The following is a 16,694-nucleotide window of genomic DNA, read 5'->3' on the forward strand; positions in this document are numbered from 1 at the left end:
GCAGTATAGTATTAAAAAGTGGTCTGTTTAAAACAGACCACCTCCATTTAGTGCTTCAGACCACTTTCCCAGCAGTCTTCTCTATAGTGAAGCAGTAATATTTAAGGCCGATATTTTTGGAATAAGTATGACTCCTTTGCTTGACCGAATTCTTCAGACGTTTCAAGCTACAGCTTCCGATCTTGATACTGTACTTCCTTTTTTTAATATCACTTCTGGCCAGATGATGGAGCAGAGATTAGGCTATGCTATCTATCAGCGCCAGAATTTTCCTGAATCTTGTGAATATGTACATATAGCACAAATTGAAAATAAACAGGAAAATATAGCTTATCTTTTTTCTCCATTTATTCTTGCTGTTCTCCAGTACAAGATAAGTTGTTATTTACCTGTAAGCTCCAAGTTATGGTTAGGTCATTATTTAAATATAGATAATCTTCATTTTATAAAACAAGAAAAATCTCTGGATGAAATGGGACTTTTTATTCAGATAGCACCACAGCAGTTAAACAGTGTGCAAACCAAGCTATACAGCCTATTAAGAGCTTTTCTTGATCCGAAACTTAGACAGGTGATTTTTATTGACCTTCAAAATTACGATGATAAAAATCTGAAAATGTTAGAGCAATCTCTGCATGCGAAGATTATCTATCTGCCGTTTTCTAGCAGTAAACTGCAAATAACCAGGTCAAGCTTAGCTGGCTTATTAGGTAAGAAAAAAACTCAGTCGGCGGCAGAAATATGTGAGCTCATTGCTGAGACCAATGCAGAATTACTTAGTACCTTAAATAATAGCCTAAGTATTAATAATAATTTAAAGCTTATTCAAGACTTACTATATAGCGAACATATTCTGGAAAAAATATCTGTTTATGAAGAATTTATAGACACTATTTTTAAACATAAAACCGAATTAACTAAGAGAGCCTCTTATGTCTAAAAAATCCTCCTCCAAGTTTCCTATTATTACAGTACTGATCAGTATTTTACTTGGCTGTATGTTTTTAGGATTCTTTTATCTGGCTGTTACTCAGGAACCGGAATATATGCCTTCATATCAGAAAAAAATGGCGAATCAGTGATAGCATTATAAAATAGTAGCCTCAGTAAATCTGGGGCTTGTTTCAGGTGGCTAATGAATAATAATGAGTTTTTCCAGCGCGTTAAAAATGGGCTCAAACATAGCTCCGAAAGGCGGCTTACTCTTAAAGTCTTTCAGGCCATTAAGAATTTTTTACAGGAATCAGATTATATTCAGGAATTTAAGTTTCCCTCTAGCCGCTTCCTTTCTGAAAGTTTGGGGATTTCACGGGATACTATTGAAAAAGCGTACGAACTTTTAGAAAACGAAAAACTAGTATATCGGGTCAAGGGTAAAGGGACTTTTAGTATTCCTTCTCAAATTCCACGTACTATTCAGGAAGAAAGCAACTTCAGCTTGCCTGAACAATTGATTCAACTGGAGACTCTATTTTTTGATCAAAATCTGGATTTTTTCGCAGATGGTATGCCAGAGGTACGAAATTTTCCGTTTAAAAAATGGTATGACACCGAAAAACTGGCTTTAGAGCAGAACGGACTAAATATCTTTTTAAAAGATAATACTCAAGGTCTTCCATTACTCAGACAAGAAATCGCCAATCTGGTTAATACACAGCGTCATAGCCGGGTACAACCAGAAAATATACTGATCGTAAATAGTACACAGCAGGCATTATATTTATGCGGACGAGTATTATTTCACCCTAATGACCGGGTAATCATGGAAAATCCTTACTATTCCAATGCCAGTCATCTTTTTAAAATGATGGGGCTAAATATACACTATTGTGATATTGATGCCCAAGGTTTAATGATTGAGCACTGCCATCATTTTACTGATATTAAAGCTATTTATGTGACACCGGCAAGCCAGTATCCAACTGGAATACAAATGAGTATGCAGCGCAAAAAAGAAATTGTGGCATACGCCCGGCAGCAAAATAGTTTTATTATTGAAGATGATTATGATGCCCTACTTTTAAATAGATCAGAAAATGACGCAATACTGGGTCTGGATTCCTGTCAGCGCACTATTTATATCGGGTCTTTTAGCAAATATATATTACCAAGCCTGCGTATGTCTTACATGATTTTGCCCAATGCACTGGTAGATGCCTTTACTCGTTATCGGAACTATATAGATGGCAGTGCACCTTCCCAGTATTTTCAAACCATTCTTGGGAAATTTATGCAGCGGGGTTATTACGCTGAATACCTTACTCAAATGCAGCGGATCTATCACGAGCGTTATGAAGCCTTTATTTTTTATTTTCATCAGTATTTAAGTGAATTTTGTTTTATCCATGAGCATTCGCCTGCAATGCAGGTTGCCTGTTACTTTAAAGAAAATTTACCTGATGAACTTGAGGAAAGTCTTGTCCAGGCGGCAGCACTCAAGAATATTAGTTTGACTCGTTTAAGTCAGTTTTATGCACAGCATCCGAGCTATGGTTTTGTACTGGGGTTCAGCTCACTGAACCCGACAGAAATTAAGTCATGTATGCTACAACTGCATAGCCTGATTACGACAGAACTGAAGCGAGTGAATAATATTATTGTTCCCTAGGAAAATAGATTAAAAATTTCATTCCTTAAAAACTGATGTCTTATATTTTTATCTAGATCTTTATGCCAATACATTGCCAGATTTAAGGCTGGCAGTTCAAAAGGTAACTCATATACCTGCACCTGTTTTGAGTAGTGAAGATTGTCTAATATATTTTTTGGAATAGTTAATATGAACTGATCACTCTGTTCCAAAACCTGTAAGGCAGTAGAATAATGCTGGCAGCGCAGAAAAATTTTACGGACCAGTTCCTGACGGTTTAAATAAATATCTTCCAGCAATACACCACTACGCCGTGATGACACACCAATATGCTGGGCCGAAAAGTATAACTCTTTAGACATTTCAGGTAGCTGTGTACACACTACAAAGCGGTCTTCAACCAGCCTTTCATTGCAAAGTTTTTGTCCAAAATCCTGTTCGAGATCAATGACAAAATCCGTTTGTTGTGTAGCAAGATCACTAATAATCATTTTTCGGTCAAGTTTACTGCTCAAAAATTCAATATCACTGTTCAGCTTCTGAAAATGATGAATCAGTTTGGGGAAAATTAATGGCTCGATTTCATCGTGAATAGCGATCTTTAAATTGTGAACCATGCCGACATCAAAATTTTGATGCTGAAGGACTGAAATTCCCTGAAGCGCCAGTAAGGCATGTTTGACAGGTAAATAGATTTGTTCGGCAAAAGGAGTAGGCCGCATCCTCGCTCCGCTACGTATAAACAGTTCATTTTTTAAATGTAATCGTAACCGTTGCAAGGCATGGCTTGCTGCAGACTGGCTGATGCATAGAACTTGGGCTGCCTTGGAGATACTTTTTTGCTCATAAACTGCAATGAAAAGAGGATATAAATTGATATCCATATGATGAAAAATGGCAATGTCGAGATAGTTTTCTTTATGAATTTCATGCATATTTGAGTATTGAATAAAATCATTTGGTTCATATTAAGTTTCAGGCTATGGTAATGTAAATAGAAAATAAGATGATTTCTAAGGATAAAAAATGTTTGAGCTCTCTTCACGTGCACAAGATTTTGTTCAACGTACCCGTAAATTTATAGAAACAGAAATCGAACCTGTAGAAAAAGTATTCTGGGAAGAAGTACATCAACTTAATCCCGATGGAAACTGGAAGAGCTGGCAATGGCCTGAACAGTTGACGGTATTAAAAGAAAAAGCTAAGGCTGCTGGCCTGTGGAATATGTTTTTACCAGATGCTGAGCTTGGTGCAGGGCTTTCTGTACAGGAGTATGCTCATATAGCTGAACTGACCGGCCGTAGTCTGCTGGCGCCTACTGTATTTAACTGTAATGCGCCAGATAGTGGCAACATGGAGCTACTCTGGCGTTATGGTAGTGAAGAGCAAAAGCAGCAGTGGCTCAGTCCATTGCTGGCAGGCGAAATCCGGTCAGTATTTTGTATGACTGAACCTGCTGTGGCTTCTAGTGATGCTACCAATATGCAGGCAACAGCAGTCATTGAAGGTGATGAGATTGTACTTAATGGCCGTAAATGGTGGTCATCAGGTTTAGGGGATCCAAATGCTAAAGTTATTATTTTTATGGCCCATACGCCAGATGAGAGTAAAGACCGGCATCACCAGCATTCTATGGTTTTAGTACCCATTGATACAGCAGGCGTGACTATTGAGCGTATGTTACCTGTTTTTGGTGATTATGATGCTCCGCATGGACATGGTGAAATCAGCTTTAACAATGTACGAGTACCACTCAGTCATTTTATTGGCGGGGCAGGTCAAGGGTTTGAAATTGCCCAGGGACGTTTGGGACCAGGGCGTATACATCATTGCATGCGATGTATTGGAGCTGCGGAAAAATCATTAGATTTAATGATTGAGCGTGGTATGTCAAGAACTGCATTTGGTAAGGAAATTCTAAAACTGGGAGGCAATCTCGAGCGGATTGCAGAAGCACGTGTAGCTATTGATCAGGCCCGACTTTTAACCTTGTATGCTGCCTACAAAATGGATACTTTAGGAAATATGGCAGCTTTAACAGAGATTTCTGCAATTAAAGTGGTGGCGCCTAGCGTACTTGAGAAAGTTGTAGATATGGCTATCCAGATTCACGGTGGTGCCGGTATGTCACGTGATACGGTATTAACAGGTTTCTTTGCACAGGCACGCAGTCTGCGTCTGGCAGATGGCCCTGATGAAGTACATAAGGGTATGATTGCCAAACTAGAACTGGCAAAACGTGGTTATAGTACCCGAAGAAAAGCTTAAAAATTCCAGGAATAGAATAAATGACGGTAATTGATGTTGGTGGACAGATCAAAAAAGGCGAAGAACTAGATATTGAAGCTGTAGAACAATGGCTAAAACAGCAGGGTATTGATCTGCAGGGTAAGGTTGAAGTAACTCAGTATTCGGGAGGGGCTTCAAATTGGACTTACCGTTTGAAGTATGAAAATCTGGATCTGATACTACGTCGTCCACCTAAAGGGACTAAAGCCAAATCTGCACATGATATGGTTCGTGAATATACAGTACAGAAAAATCTGGCACCTTATTATCCGGTAGTACCAGAAATGGTTGCTCTTTGTGAGGATGAGTCTGTCATCGGTTGCGACTTTTACGTGATGAAGCGTATAGAGGGTATTATTCCACGTGCCAAACTGCCGCCAGAGCTTCAGTTGGGTGAAGCACAAGTACATGAGCTATGTATTAATGTCATTGATAAGCTCATTGAATTACATCAAGTACCTTATCAGGGAACTGAGCTGGAAAAACTTGGTAAAGGCGAAGGCTATTGCCGGCGTCAGGTAGAAGGTTGGGACAAACGCTATGAAAAGGCCAGAACCATCAATGTACCTTCTTTTAAGTATGTCCGAAAATGGCTGCTGGATAACATACCAGAGGATTCAGAGACCTGCTTAATTCATAACGACTGGCGTTTTGACAATGTAGTGTTGAGTCCGCAGCAGCCCACACAAGTTATTGGTGTTTTAGACTGGGAAATGGCCACCTTGGGTGATCCATTAATGGATCTGGGCAGCGCCTTGGCTTACTGGGTAGAACCAACTGATAATATGATCTTCCGTTCTACCCGACGTCAACCAACTCATTTACCGGGTATGTTTAGCCGCAAACAAGTGGTTGAATATTATCTGGATAAAACTGGCCTGAAACCTGATAACTGGACCTTTTATGAGGTATTCGGTATTTTTCGTTTAGCGGTCATTGCCCAACAGATTTATTATCGTTATTTTCATAGGCAAACTCGAAATCCAGCCTTTAAAAACTTCTGGATCATAATTCAGGCCTTGCATGTACGTGCATTGAAACTGATTGCTCAGCAGAAAATTCATGAAAACCCGCTGGCCCAGAAATATGTACATAAGTTGCAGGAGATCCTGAAAAAATGACTACAATATATCTGGTTAGACATGGTCAGGCTTCGTTTGGCGCCACTAGTTATGACCAGCTATCTCCTAATGGAGAACTGCAGGCTAAACTTCTAGGTCAGTACTTCAATAAGATTCTAAAAGATGAACCTTATGTAGTAGCAGGAAGCATGCGGCGTCATCAGCAGACCGCTCAACTGGCACTTGCAGAATACTTTCCTGAAGTTCCGGTCCAGACATTGAGCGAATGGAATGAGTTTAACCATCAGCAGGTTTTCTCTCGCTATGAACCCCGTTTTAATGAGCCTGCACTGCTCAAGCAGGATGTTGCCAAAGAAAGCAATCCACGCGCTTACCTGGCTAAAATCTTCGAAGGTGCCATTCAGCGTTGGACAGGAGGTGATTATCATCATGAATATGATGAATCATGGCCTCACTTCAAGCAACGTGTAGAAACAGCACTCGTAAACCTGTGTAATGAGCTAGAAAAATCTAAACCACGTTATGCAATTGTTTTCACTTCAGGAGGGGTTATATCGGTAGCAGTCGGCAAACTTCTGGAGCTTAATCCTGACCGGACTTTTGCGCTTAACTGGGCAATCGCCAATACCAGTCTAACTACTATGCGTCTGGTAGGTAATGAGCCACAATTGCTCAGCCTAAATGAACATCATTTTATCAAGGCTACTCACCCTGAATTACTTACATGGATATAAAAGGAATAAACCATGGCTAAAACAATCTTAATTACTGGCGCCAGTTCTGGGTTAGGCGCGGGTATGGCACGCGAATTTGCACAAAAAGGCTATAATCTCGCAATTTGTGCGCGACGGATGGAGCGCTTGGAGCAGCTGAAGCAGGAGCTGGAGGTTCAATACGGTATTAGAGTTATTGCAAAAACTCTGGATGTAACGCATTACAATGAAGTTTTTGAAGTATTTAAGGCGTTTAAGCAAGAGTTCGGAAAAATTGATCGAATTATTGTAAATGCAGGAGTGGGTGAAGGCCGCCGTATTGGTAAGGGAAATTTTGAAGTTAACCGTGCTACAGCAGAAACTAACTTTATTTCTGCTTTAGCCCAGTGTGAAGCAGCTGTGGAAATTTTCCGTGCACAAAATGCCGGTCATCTTGTCGTAATCTCATCCATGAGTGCTATGCGTGGCTTGCCAAAGCACCTTTCTACCTATGCTGCCAGTAAAGCGGCTGTAGCGCATCTGGCAGAAGGAATCCGTGCTGAACTTTTAAATACTCCCATCAAGGTTTCAACAATTTTCCCTGGTTATATTCGAACCGAACTGAATGAAGGGGCTAAAAAACTTCCATTTGAAGTGGATGAAAAAACCGGTAGCAAAGCACTCGTCGAAGCCATTGAAAGAGAGCCCGTTAAAGCTTATGTTCCAAAATGGCCATGGTTACCCATGGGTATCGCAATGAAGATATTGCCTTTAAAACTGGTGAATAAACTTAGCTAGTACCAAGACTCTCCGGAGTCTTTTTTTGAACAGAATTAAAAAGAAATGTAGGTACTGTTTACCGAAATTAACAGCCTGAACAAAGTATGCATGGAACTATATCTGAAACTAAAGTAATTTTTATAAAGATTAGATTTTGAAGACCAAAAAATCAAAGTGCACACGTGATTCAGGAAATTAGTCAGTATGCTTGAAAACCAGATTAAAACTCATCCTTTTACACCTTTTTTACCAGAAAATGCAAAGCTGTTGATGTTAGGAAGTTTTCCACCATCGCGTGAGCGCTGGAAAATGGAGTTTTACTATCCGAACTTTCAAAATGATATGTGGCGAATCTTCGGTCTTATTTTTTTTGAAAATAAAAACTATTTTCTTGATATGGATAAAAAAAGTTTTAATGAAACTTTAATTTGCGAGTTTCTGGTAGATAAAGGTATAGCCATTTATGATGTTGCGGAAAAAGTAATTCGTCTAAAGGGCAATGCTTCAGATAAATTCTTGCAAATCGTGACTACAGTCAAGCTTGAAGAGCTGCTTATGCCGATTCCTGAATGTCATACTCTAATGACCACAGGAGATAAAGCAACAGAAACACTAATTTCCCTTTTACCTGAAGGAACTGAAAAACCCACTATTGCTATGCCGAGCCATACCCATTTTATGGGCAGAGACCTGAATCTATACCGTATGCCATCTTCATCACGCGCATATCCATTAGCTCTTGAAAAAAAAGCGGAATTATATGGGAACTTTTTTCAGGAAATTGGCCTGATTTAATGAATCTGATCATTTCAAAAGGATCCATATTAAAAAAGCGGCCTATATAGACCGCATTTTTGTTAGATTTTTATAGCCAGCTTATACCAGCGTCATCAGGCTGGCATTACCACCTGCAGCAGCAGTATTAATACTGATTGCACGTTCAATAACTAAACGCTCAACCGGAATCTGTAACTGTTGCGGCTCTAAGTGAGTAATTCCAACAATTGCACCTTCGCGCTGTGCGATCTGTTTCTGCAGATTCATAAGTTGGTTTTGACTACCATGATGTAACACGGCATCAAAATCACCAGTTTGAATATTTTCAATGATGTGGAATTGCTGACGTATAACTTCAGGTAACCTGGCTGCATGTTTTTGATAGAAGTTATTACCTTTAAGTAAAACTGGTTGACTGCCTACCGAGAAAATTGCAATAAGTTGAGCAATCTGTTCCTGCTCACTCTCTGCCAGACTTAAAGTTCTTTTACGTGGTAACACAGCATACTGGTTTGATTCCCCGGTTGGTCCCTGCAATTCAAATACTTTCCCTGCAAAGAAGCTTTGCTCTTGGCCCAAAGTATATTGTGGCAGATTCTGTTTTACCCAAGCCAGAAAATCGACATATAACGGATTAGCACTTGTATGGTTCACTGTCTGTACTGCAAACGGCTGTTCCAGTTTTTTAGGCTGACAATTTTGCATCAAGCGGTATAGATAGAGCGGACCACCCGCTTTTGGCCCTGTACCAGATAAACCTTCTCCGCCAAAAGGCTGTACACCTACCACGGCACCTACAATATTACGGTTAATGTAAAGGTTGCCTACTTCTGCATGTTGAATAACCGTTTGAACTGTTTCATCAATGCGTGTATGTAAACCCATAGTCAAGCCATAGCCTTTAGCATGAATGGCATCAAGTAACTGCGCAAGCTGGCCCTGTTTGTAGGTAATTACATGCAATACCGGTCCAAAGACTTCACGTTTGAGTTCATTAAGGTTTGGTAACTCAATAAGTGTTGGAAGAATAAAAGTCCCATCTTTAAACTGGTTTTGCTCCGGATTATGCGCAAACTGGTATACCGGGTAACCTTGTTTCTGCATTTTCTGGATGTGATTTTCTATATTGGTTTTTGCTTCCTGATCAATTACCGGTCCGATATCTGTATTCAGATAAACCGGATTGCCAACCCGTAACTGCTGCATGCCACCTTTTAGCATATGTAAAAGCGGTTTTGCATTATCTTCCTGCACACATAAAATACGTAGTGCGGAACAGCGTTGGCCGGCACTGTCAAAGGCTGAGCTCAAAACATCGAGCACCACTTGTTCAGTTAGGGCAGAGGAGTCCACAATCATCGCATTCTGACCGCCTGTTTCAGCAATGAATACCACTGGCTGACCATGACGGGTTACACGACCTGATACGGTTTTTTGCAGAATCTTGGCAACTTCAGTTGAGCCGGTGAACATGATGCCCTGGATACGTGCATCCTGGCTAAGTAATGCCCCTACAGTTTCACCACGGCCTGGCATAAGCTGCAGCACGCTATGAGGAATACCAGCTTCCCATAGCAGTTCAACGGCAAGAGCAGCAATGAGAGGAGTTTGCTCTGCCGGTTTTGCAACTACACAATTACCGGCCACCAGTGCCGCAGCGATTTGTCCACTGAAAATTGCCAGCGGGAAGTTCCATGGACTGATACATAAAACGGTACCCAACGGTGTGACTATACTCTGAGCCGCAATTGACTCCATTTGAGTAGCATAATAACGCAGGAAATCTACCGCTTCACGAACTTCGGCAAGACCATTTGCATAGGTTTTACCGCTTTCACGAGAAAGAAGAACCAGTAACTCCTGAATACGTTCTTCCATCAAGTCAGCTGCTTTTTTCAGCATACCTGCTCGCTGGTCCGGTGTGGTATTTGCCCAGTCTGATTCAGCTTTTTGTGCCAGAGTCAGTGCCAGTTCTACATCTTGAGCTTCCGCTTCATGTACATAACCCACAATATCCTGATGAGAAGATGGATTTAATACCGTGACCAGACTACGTTCCAGGCTGGAATCAATTTCCTGTCCCAGCATAGGCTGGCTAGACCAGGTTTGATCATGAAAACGGGTTGCTGCATCATTTAGAGCTTTCAATACCTGGTCATTTGCCAAATCCAGGCCTTTAGAGTTGTGGCGCAGATTGCCATACAAATCTTGAGGGAAAGGAATGGAAGGATGTTTCTGTCCCAGTTTTCCGGTAAAGGCTGCAGTCTCTCTAATTTCCTGAACAGGATTGCGGATCAGGCTTTCGATGCTCAGATTCTTGTCAGCAATACGGTTTACAAATGAAGTGTTGGCGCCATTTTCGAGCAGGCGACGTACCAGATAGGCCAAAAGAGTTTCATGGCTGCCGACAGGCGCATAAATACGGCATGGAATGCCCAGTTTTTTGTCCTGACGTGAACCTACTACCTGCTCATATAACGGCTCACCCATACCATGCAGACACTGGAATTCATACTGACCCGGATAATATTGTTCCGGTTTAGCCAGTTGGTAAATCGTTGCCAGTGTTTGCGCATTGTGTGTGGCAAACTGCGGATAAATCTGTTCAGGTGCGGCGAGAAGTTTCTTCGCACATGCAATATAAGACAGGTCAGTATGGACTTTTTGAGTAAATACCGGATAGTCCGACATACCTTCAATCTGGGCTTTTTTAATCTCACTATCCCAGTAAGCACCTTTAACCAGACGGATCATCAAACGTTTTTCAGAACGTTTTGCCAGATCAACCAGATAATCGACCAGATTGAAGCAGCGTTTTTGGTAAGCCTGAATAACAAAGCCAATACCTTTCCATTGGGCCAGAGATGGCTCGAAACATAGACGTTCTAATAGTTCTAGAGACAGTTCCAGACGTTCGGTTTCTTCAGCATCAATATTCAGGCCAATATTATAGCCTTTGGCCAGCTCGGCTAATTTGAGAATCTTAGGATAAAGCTCTTCATGTACTCGGATAACCTGAGCACGTTGATAACGCGGATGCAGGGCGGAAAGCTTGATTGAGATACCCGGGCCATCATATACATCTTTGTCTTTAGAAGCCTGACCGATTGCATGAATGGCCTGGCTGTAATCATCATAATAGCGTTCAGCATCTTCAGCTGTGAGGGCAGCCTCGCCCAGCATGTCATAAGAATAGCGGAAACCTTTATCTTCAAGTGATTTCGCATTATTCAGTGCTTCACCAATGGTTTCACCTGTTACAAACTGCTCGCCCATCATACGCATGGCAACATCAACAGCTTTACGAATAATGCCACGCCCGCTACGTGCCAGAATACCTGTCAGGATGCTTGACAGGCTGGTACGGGTTGGTGTTTCCATCAGTTTACCGGTCAGCATTAGCCCCCAAGCTGCCGCATTTACAAACATCAGGTTGCTTTGGCCCAAATGTTCTTTCCAGTTGCCCTGATTAATCTTGTCACGGATGAGCAGATCCCGGGTAGCTGTATCTGGAATACGAAGAAGAGCTTCAGCCAGACACATCAGTGCAATACCTTCTTGCGAAGATAAAGAAAATTCCTGTAAAAGTCCCTGTACAATTCCAGCCTTACCCGAACCTGATTTACGGTCACGTAAACTGTGTGCCAGATTAAAAGCCAGTTCATGAATTTTCTGGTCCAGCTCTGCAGAAAGCTCAGCTGCCTGTAATAGCTCTTCTACCGCTTCAGGCTCCGCACGGCGCCAGGCAGTATTAATCTGTTCTTCAAAATTACTTTTTTCCTTGAAAGCAGTGATGTAGCCGAAGTGTGGCTGGGCATTTTCCCGAGCGCTGTATGTATCCATTACATTCATGTCAGTATCCGATGACAATATTAAAAACTGTGATGATCAGTCACTTTAGATAATTTTATAATTACAAAATAAATAGCGAATAACTCACTAAAAATAGTTCATAATTTAGTGAATTATTCATGGAAGACAGGAAATTATGCTGGATCGTACAGATTTCAAAATACTTGAACTATTACAGTGTGATGGACGTATTGCCAACAGTAAACTGGCTGAGTTAGTTAACCTCTCTCCCACAGCTGTAATTTCACGGGTACAAAAGCTTACCAAGGAAGGATATATACTTGGTTATGAAGCTAAACTTAACCCAAACAAGCTGGATGCCGGCTTTGTTGTTTTTGTCGAGGTGATGCTGGACAAGACAACCCCAAATGCTCTTGAAGAGTTTGAAGAGGCAATTCTGGACTATCCGGAAATTTCTGAATGCCATTTAATGAGTGGAGGATTCGACTTTCTGCTTAAGGTGCGCAGTGCCAATATGGAAGAATTTCGTAAAATGGCAGGACAGGTGCTCTGGCAACTGCCAGGCGTAAAGGAAACACGCAGTTATCCGGTGATGGAAGAGCTCAAAACCACAACCCGATTAAAGCTTAAAAGTAAAACAGCAGTTAAAAATAAAGGGGCTTAAAAGCCCCTTTGTTTTAGATATGGATATCCGGTTTATTTCTGCTCATGATACAGACGGTCAGCTTCTTCAAAACGATCAGTTACCTCGCGACCTGGCACTTTACCCATCAGGCTGACCAGTATGATCACTGCCCATGCCAAAATGAAACCAGGAATAATTTCATAGATACCAGTTTCAGCAAACAGGTTTTTCCATAAAATTACTACCACTGCACCTGTGATCATTCCGGCTAAAGCACCATTTAGGGTCATGCGCTTCCAGAACAGGGACAGAATAATGAGTGGACCAAATGCAGCACCAAAACCTGCCCATGCATAAGAAACTAAACCTAAAACCTTGCTCTCTGGATTACCTGCAAGAATAATCGCCAACACTGCAATTGCCAGAACCATAAGGCGGCCTACCCAAACCAGTTCCTTCTGGGAAGCATTTTTGCGTAGGAAAGTCTTATAAAAGTCTTCAGTCAAAGTACTTGAACATACCAATAACTGGCAGCTTAATGTACTCATCACAGCTGCTAAAATCGCAGCAAGAATAATACCTGCTATCCAAGGATTAAAAAGGATCTTGGTTAATTCCATAAATACAGTTTCTGGATTCTGAGTCACTGCACCTGCAAGTTCAGGGTGCTGTGCAAAGTAGGGAATACCAAAAAAACCTGCTCCAACTGCACCGCCTAAACATAGAATCATCCAGGTCATGCCGATACGACGTGCAGCCGGAATTGACTTGACTGAATCTGCTGCCATAAAACGTACAAGGATATGCGGCTGGCCAAAATAACCCAGACCCCAAGCCATGAGAGATAAAATAGCCACTATACTCAAATTGGAGAACATGTCGAATGCAGCAGGTCGAGCAGTTTCCAGCAGTGTCATAACTTGAGTAGTGTCGCCAATACTTAAAAATGTAATTACGGGTGTTAGTAGTAAAGCAAAAATCATCAGGCCAGCCTGGAATGTATCAGTCCAGCTAATAGCCAGAAATCCGCCAATACATACATAACTGATAGTTGCAATAGCACTGATCCATAGAGCAGTCTGGTAAGACATTCCGAAAATACTTTCAAATAGACGTGCCCCTGCAACCATACCTGAAGCACAGTAGATTGCGAAGAAAATCAAAATAATCATTGCTGATGTAATCCGCAGGATTTTCTTGTGGTCTGCAAAACGGCTAGTGAAATAATCTGGAAGAGTTAAAGCGTTATGCTGGACTTCGGTATGTACCCGCAGACGACCTGCAACCAGTAGCCAGTTTAGCCAAGCACCAATAATTAGGCCGATGGCAATCCATGCTTCAGAAAGTCCAGACAGGTAGATTGCACCTGGAAGGCCCATGAGCAGCCAGCCACTCATATCTGAAGCACCGGCTGAAAGAGCGGTGACGAAGCTGCCGAGGCTTCGACCACCGAGAATGTAATCTGAAAAATCGCTTGTGGCTTTATAGGCATACAAACCTATACCTACCATAGCGATGATATAAAATATAAATGTGATGAGGGTAGGGTTAAACTGTTCCATGCCTGCCTGTCCTTATGCTGTATATGTGCATTCCAGCAAATAGCGCATTATATCTGATTCACCTGGAAAGGCTGTGATTCAAGCACAAAAGTGATTTTTTGTACTGTTACATTTGTAATACAATTTTACATGCAAAATGTTACTTTGTGTAACTTTAGTTACAATAAATTTATTGTAATGATTTATAAAGATTAATTTCTAAACTCATAACTATAATTTTGCATTAATGTAAAATAGTGAAAAAATTTAACTTTTATATAGCGCTTCAAATAGAAAAGTTCAAATTTCTGTCAAAAGTTACATTAGTTGCAGAACTTGATAAAAATTAGTAAAAACTTTCCAAATGTTTCATATTGTAAGTAGTGAAAATTATAACAACTCCTATTATACTTCTATTGCACTATAATTGTGCACAATTTAAGAGTTAACGGAATGAATATTGGACAAAACAACAGGTTTCGCACCGAAAAGGATTTATTAGGCACCAAAGAGGTGCTTTCTTCAAGTTACTATGGCATTCATACTTTAAGAGCCTTAGAAAACTTTCAGATCTCTCAGCAGAAAATAGGTGAACAGCACCATTTCATCCGCGCTTTGGCTCAGGTAAAAAAAGCTTCAGCACAAGCTAACCAGTTTTTTGGAAAACTTACCGAACAGCAGAGCCAGGCCATTCAGGCAGCATGTCAAAAACTAATTGATACTCCAGAGAATTGGGAAAAACATTTCCCGCTAGATGTCTATCAGGGCGGCGCTGGTACTTCTATTAATATGAATACTAATGAGGTAATTGCCAATCTGGCGCTAGAAATGACCGGTCATGACAAGGGCTCATACTATATTATTCATCCCAATGACCATGTGAATAAATCACAGTCAACGAATGATGTCTATCCGACCGCCTTAAGAGTTGCGACCTACTATGCTTTAGATCAACTATTTATGCAGGTCAAAAGTTTAATTACTTCACTTGAATATAAGGCAACTGAATTTCGTTTTGTCTTAAAGATGGGACGTACCCAACTGCAAGATGCAGTACCTATGACCCTAGGACAGGAATTTCGTGCTTTTGCTACTCTGCTTAAAGAAGATGTACGTTTAATTCAAAAAATGCGCCAGCTATTATTGGAAATTAACCTGGGTGCAACAGCGATTGGTACTGGTGTAAATACACCACAGGGTTATGCGGCTAAAGTGGTAGAATGCTTAAAGGAAATTACTGGTCTGCCGCTTTCGGGAGCAGAAGACTATGTAGAAGCAACCAGTGACTGTGGTGTATTTATTATTCTGTCGAGCAGCTTAAAACGTCTAGCGTGCAAACTATCAAAAATTTGTAATGACCTGCGTTTATTAAGTTCGGGACCACGTACCGGGCTAGCTGAAATCAGTTTACCTGAAATGCAGGCAGGTTCATCTATTATGCCGGCTAAAGTAAATCCTGTGATTCCTGAGGTGGTTAACCAGATTGCTTTTAAGGTTATAGGTAATGATTTAACCATTACCTTTGCTGCTGAGGCCGGCCAGTTACAGCTTAATGTTATGGAGCCTGTCATTGCGCAAGCCTTAAATGAATCAATCGGGCTACTCACCCAAGGCATAAAAACACTCGATGAAAAATGTATACAGGGCATTCATGCCAATGAAAAGACCTGCTATGAAGCAGTAATGCGCAGTGTTGGAATAATTACCTTGCTTGAACCGATTCTTGGTCATGGTGCGTGTGATGAAATTGGTAAGCAGTGTATTGCTGAGAATCGTACAATTCAGGACGTAGTTTTAGAGAAAAAACTGCTGACCGAAAAACAGCTGGAAGAAATTTTCTCATTTGAAAATCTGGTGAGTGAAGTATTGTCCGGAAGTGCTTCACAAACATTAGACCAGGTAAGCTAAATAATTTAGGCTAAAGTAATATTTTTAAAATCCAAAAGGATAGCCCACGCAGCTATCCTTTTATATTAATCAGGTTAATCCTGATATTCTATGTAGTCCCATAGATTTAACCGGCTTTTAATTTCACGGCGAATATGAGGGAGCTTTATCAGTAAAGTCCCCTCAATCCATAATGCTAAAGCCTGGCTGGTTACTAGTTCTCCAGAAAGTTCTACAAGCTGGGCACCTTTAACTGTCACTATAACGTGTTCGTTGCGATAGTCTTCAATACCTTTAAAAAGTATTTGCAGCTCATAACCTGTATCGACAATTACCCACTCTAGCTCAATCTGGATATTTTCACTAGATTTTAAAATAGCCTGACCTTCAAGAATATTACTGTCGGAAGCCAGGCAGTCATATTCCACACGGATCTTGCTCAGGAACCATTCCTGTCCACCTAAGTCATCCAGAGTTTTCTTGGGCGTCAAAATATCATTTAAATTAAATTGCCGGCTTAAATCAAAAAATTGCATTACGGGGAGATGTGAACTGTAAAAGTGGCCATCTTAAAAGATCAGGTCGTCAGGCACAACTTTTACAGGATATAAATGCAAA

Annotated in this window: 14 protein-coding genes; 10 read left to right on the plus strand and 4 right to left on the minus strand. The window is 41.0% G+C overall.

From position 1 onward, the window contains the following. Positions 1 to 127: 127 nt before the first annotated feature. Genes AC0VYT_RS06445 through AC0VYT_RS06455 form a run of 3 tightly spaced genes read left to right on the plus strand, consistent with a single transcriptional unit; the run spans position 128 to position 2,608 of the window. On the plus strand, positions 128 to 940 hold the full coding sequence (locus AC0VYT_RS06445) for a hypothetical protein (RefSeq protein ID WP_005404113.1): 813 nt from the start codon (positions 128 to 130) through the stop codon (positions 938 to 940). Then, positions 933 to 1,082, plus strand: a complete 150-nt coding sequence (locus tag AC0VYT_RS06450; RefSeq protein ID WP_005014443.1) for a hypothetical protein — start codon at positions 933 to 935, stop codon at positions 1,080 to 1,082. Before AC0VYT_RS06445 ends, AC0VYT_RS06450 begins: the two co-directional genes overlap by 8 nt. A 53-nt stretch (positions 1,083 to 1,135) precedes the next feature. Further along, positions 1,136 to 2,608 (plus strand): aminotransferase-like domain-containing protein, encoded by a 1,473-nt coding sequence (locus AC0VYT_RS06455; RefSeq protein WP_005404112.1) that lies wholly within the window; start codon positions 1,136 to 1,138, stop codon positions 2,606 to 2,608. On the opposite strand, the gene AC0VYT_RS06460 is transcribed toward AC0VYT_RS06455, so the two are convergent. Next, positions 2,605 to 3,525 carry a LysR family transcriptional regulator gene (locus AC0VYT_RS06460; protein ID WP_005404111.1) on the minus strand — a complete coding sequence of 307 codons (921 nt, stop codon included), beginning with the start codon at positions 3,523 to 3,525 and terminating at the stop codon, positions 2,605 to 2,607. The genes AC0VYT_RS06455 and AC0VYT_RS06460 overlap by 4 nt on opposite strands. A 91-nt stretch (positions 3,526 to 3,616) precedes the next feature. On the opposite strand from AC0VYT_RS06460, the gene AC0VYT_RS06465 reads away from it, so the two are divergent. From AC0VYT_RS06465 to AC0VYT_RS06485, 5 genes are all read left to right on the plus strand, one after another. Next, a complete protein-coding gene (locus AC0VYT_RS06465; RefSeq protein WP_005404110.1) occupies positions 3,617 to 4,858 on the plus strand; it encodes an acyl-CoA dehydrogenase family protein in 1,242 nt (413 codons plus the stop codon). Between the two features lie 20 nt (positions 4,859 to 4,878). Next, a complete protein-coding gene (locus AC0VYT_RS06470) occupies positions 4,879 to 6,000 on the plus strand; it encodes a phosphotransferase family protein (protein WP_005404109.1) in 1,122 nt (373 codons plus the stop codon). Beyond that, on the plus strand, positions 5,997 to 6,695 hold the full coding sequence (locus tag AC0VYT_RS06475) for a histidine phosphatase family protein (protein WP_005014429.1): 699 nt from the start codon (positions 5,997 to 5,999) through the stop codon (positions 6,693 to 6,695). The genes AC0VYT_RS06470 and AC0VYT_RS06475 overlap by 4 nt, the downstream gene beginning before the upstream one ends. Before the next feature lie 12 nt (positions 6,696 to 6,707). After that, positions 6,708 to 7,451: an SDR family oxidoreductase gene (locus AC0VYT_RS06480; protein WP_005025800.1), complete on the plus strand. Its 744-nt coding sequence runs from the start codon at positions 6,708 to 6,710 to the stop codon at positions 7,449 to 7,451. A 186-nt stretch (positions 7,452 to 7,637) separates the two neighbouring features. Further along, on the plus strand, positions 7,638 to 8,228 hold the full coding sequence (locus AC0VYT_RS06485; RefSeq protein ID WP_005404999.1) for a uracil-DNA glycosylase family protein: 591 nt from the start codon (positions 7,638 to 7,640) through the stop codon (positions 8,226 to 8,228). A gap of 81 nt (positions 8,229 to 8,309) precedes the next feature. Here the strand turns inward: AC0VYT_RS06485 and putA are convergent, their stop codons facing one another. Next, positions 8,310 to 12,062, minus strand: a complete 3,753-nt coding sequence (gene putA, locus AC0VYT_RS06490; protein ID WP_005405000.1) for a trifunctional transcriptional regulator/proline dehydrogenase/L-glutamate gamma-semialdehyde dehydrogenase — start codon at positions 12,060 to 12,062, stop codon at positions 8,310 to 8,312. A 136-nt stretch (positions 12,063 to 12,198) separates the two neighbouring features. Between putA and AC0VYT_RS06495 the strand changes: the two genes are divergently transcribed. Then, the gene (locus AC0VYT_RS06495) at positions 12,199 to 12,687 is read left to right on the plus strand and encodes an Lrp/AsnC ligand binding domain-containing protein (protein WP_005014418.1); all 489 of its coding nucleotides are present in this window, start codon (positions 12,199 to 12,201) and stop codon (positions 12,685 to 12,687) included. A gap of 32 nt (positions 12,688 to 12,719) precedes the next feature. Here the strand turns inward: AC0VYT_RS06495 and putP are convergent, their stop codons facing one another. Next, the gene (putP, locus tag AC0VYT_RS06500) at positions 12,720 to 14,210 is read right to left on the minus strand and encodes a sodium/proline symporter PutP (RefSeq protein WP_005404104.1); all 1,491 of its coding nucleotides are present in this window, start codon (positions 14,208 to 14,210) and stop codon (positions 12,720 to 12,722) included. A 432-nt stretch (positions 14,211 to 14,642) separates the two neighbouring features. On the opposite strand from putP, the gene aspA reads away from it, so the two are divergent. Next, positions 14,643 to 16,097, plus strand: a complete 1,455-nt coding sequence (gene aspA, locus AC0VYT_RS06505; RefSeq protein ID WP_005404103.1) for an aspartate ammonia-lyase — start codon at positions 14,643 to 14,645, stop codon at positions 16,095 to 16,097. A gap of 74 nt (positions 16,098 to 16,171) precedes the next feature. Here aspA and AC0VYT_RS06510 read toward each other — a convergent pair whose 3' ends face one another. Continuing rightward, on the minus strand, positions 16,172 to 16,612 hold the full coding sequence (locus AC0VYT_RS06510) for a hypothetical protein (RefSeq protein ID WP_005014411.1): 441 nt from the start codon (positions 16,610 to 16,612) through the stop codon (positions 16,172 to 16,174). Positions 16,613 to 16,694 lie beyond the last annotated feature (82 nt).

The organism is Acinetobacter sp. QJM3NY_42, from assembly GCF_056173745.1.

Excerpts from the sequence above, each read along its gene's own strand:
- AC0VYT_RS06470 (WP_005404109.1), top strand. The coding sequence starts at position 4,879 with ATGACGGTAATTGATGTTGGTGGACAGATCAAAAAAGGCGAAGAACTA.
- AC0VYT_RS06475 (WP_005014429.1), top strand. The coding sequence starts at position 5,997 with ATGACTACAATATATCTGGTTAGACATGGTCAGGCTTCGTTTGGCGCC.
- AC0VYT_RS06455 (WP_005404112.1), top strand. The coding sequence starts at position 1,136 with ATGAATAATAATGAGTTTTTCCAGCGCGTTAAAAATGGGCTCAAACAT.
- AC0VYT_RS06495 (WP_005014418.1), top strand. The coding sequence starts at position 12,199 with ATGCTGGATCGTACAGATTTCAAAATACTTGAACTATTACAGTGTGAT.
- AC0VYT_RS06460 (WP_005404111.1), bottom strand. The coding sequence starts at position 3,525 with ATGCATGAAATTCATAAAGAAAACTATCTCGACATTGCCATTTTTCAT.
- AC0VYT_RS06480 (WP_005025800.1), top strand. The coding sequence starts at position 6,708 with ATGGCTAAAACAATCTTAATTACTGGCGCCAGTTCTGGGTTAGGCGCG.
- AC0VYT_RS06465 (WP_005404110.1), top strand. The coding sequence starts at position 3,617 with ATGTTTGAGCTCTCTTCACGTGCACAAGATTTTGTTCAACGTACCCGT.
- AC0VYT_RS06485 (WP_005404999.1), top strand. The coding sequence starts at position 7,638 with ATGCTTGAAAACCAGATTAAAACTCATCCTTTTACACCTTTTTTACCA.
- AC0VYT_RS06445 (WP_005404113.1), top strand. The coding sequence starts at position 128 with ATGACTCCTTTGCTTGACCGAATTCTTCAGACGTTTCAAGCTACAGCT.
- AC0VYT_RS06450 (WP_005014443.1), top strand. The coding sequence starts at position 933 with ATGTCTAAAAAATCCTCCTCCAAGTTTCCTATTATTACAGTACTGATC.
- aspA (WP_005404103.1), top strand. The coding sequence starts at position 14,643 with ATGAATATTGGACAAAACAACAGGTTTCGCACCGAAAAGGATTTATTA.
- putA (WP_005405000.1), bottom strand. The coding sequence starts at position 12,062 with ATGAATGTAATGGATACATACAGCGCTCGGGAAAATGCCCAGCCACAC.
- AC0VYT_RS06510 (WP_005014411.1), bottom strand. The coding sequence starts at position 16,612 with ATGCAATTTTTTGATTTAAGCCGGCAATTTAATTTAAATGATATTTTG.
- putP (WP_005404104.1), bottom strand. The coding sequence starts at position 14,210 with ATGGAACAGTTTAACCCTACCCTCATCACATTTATATTTTATATCATC.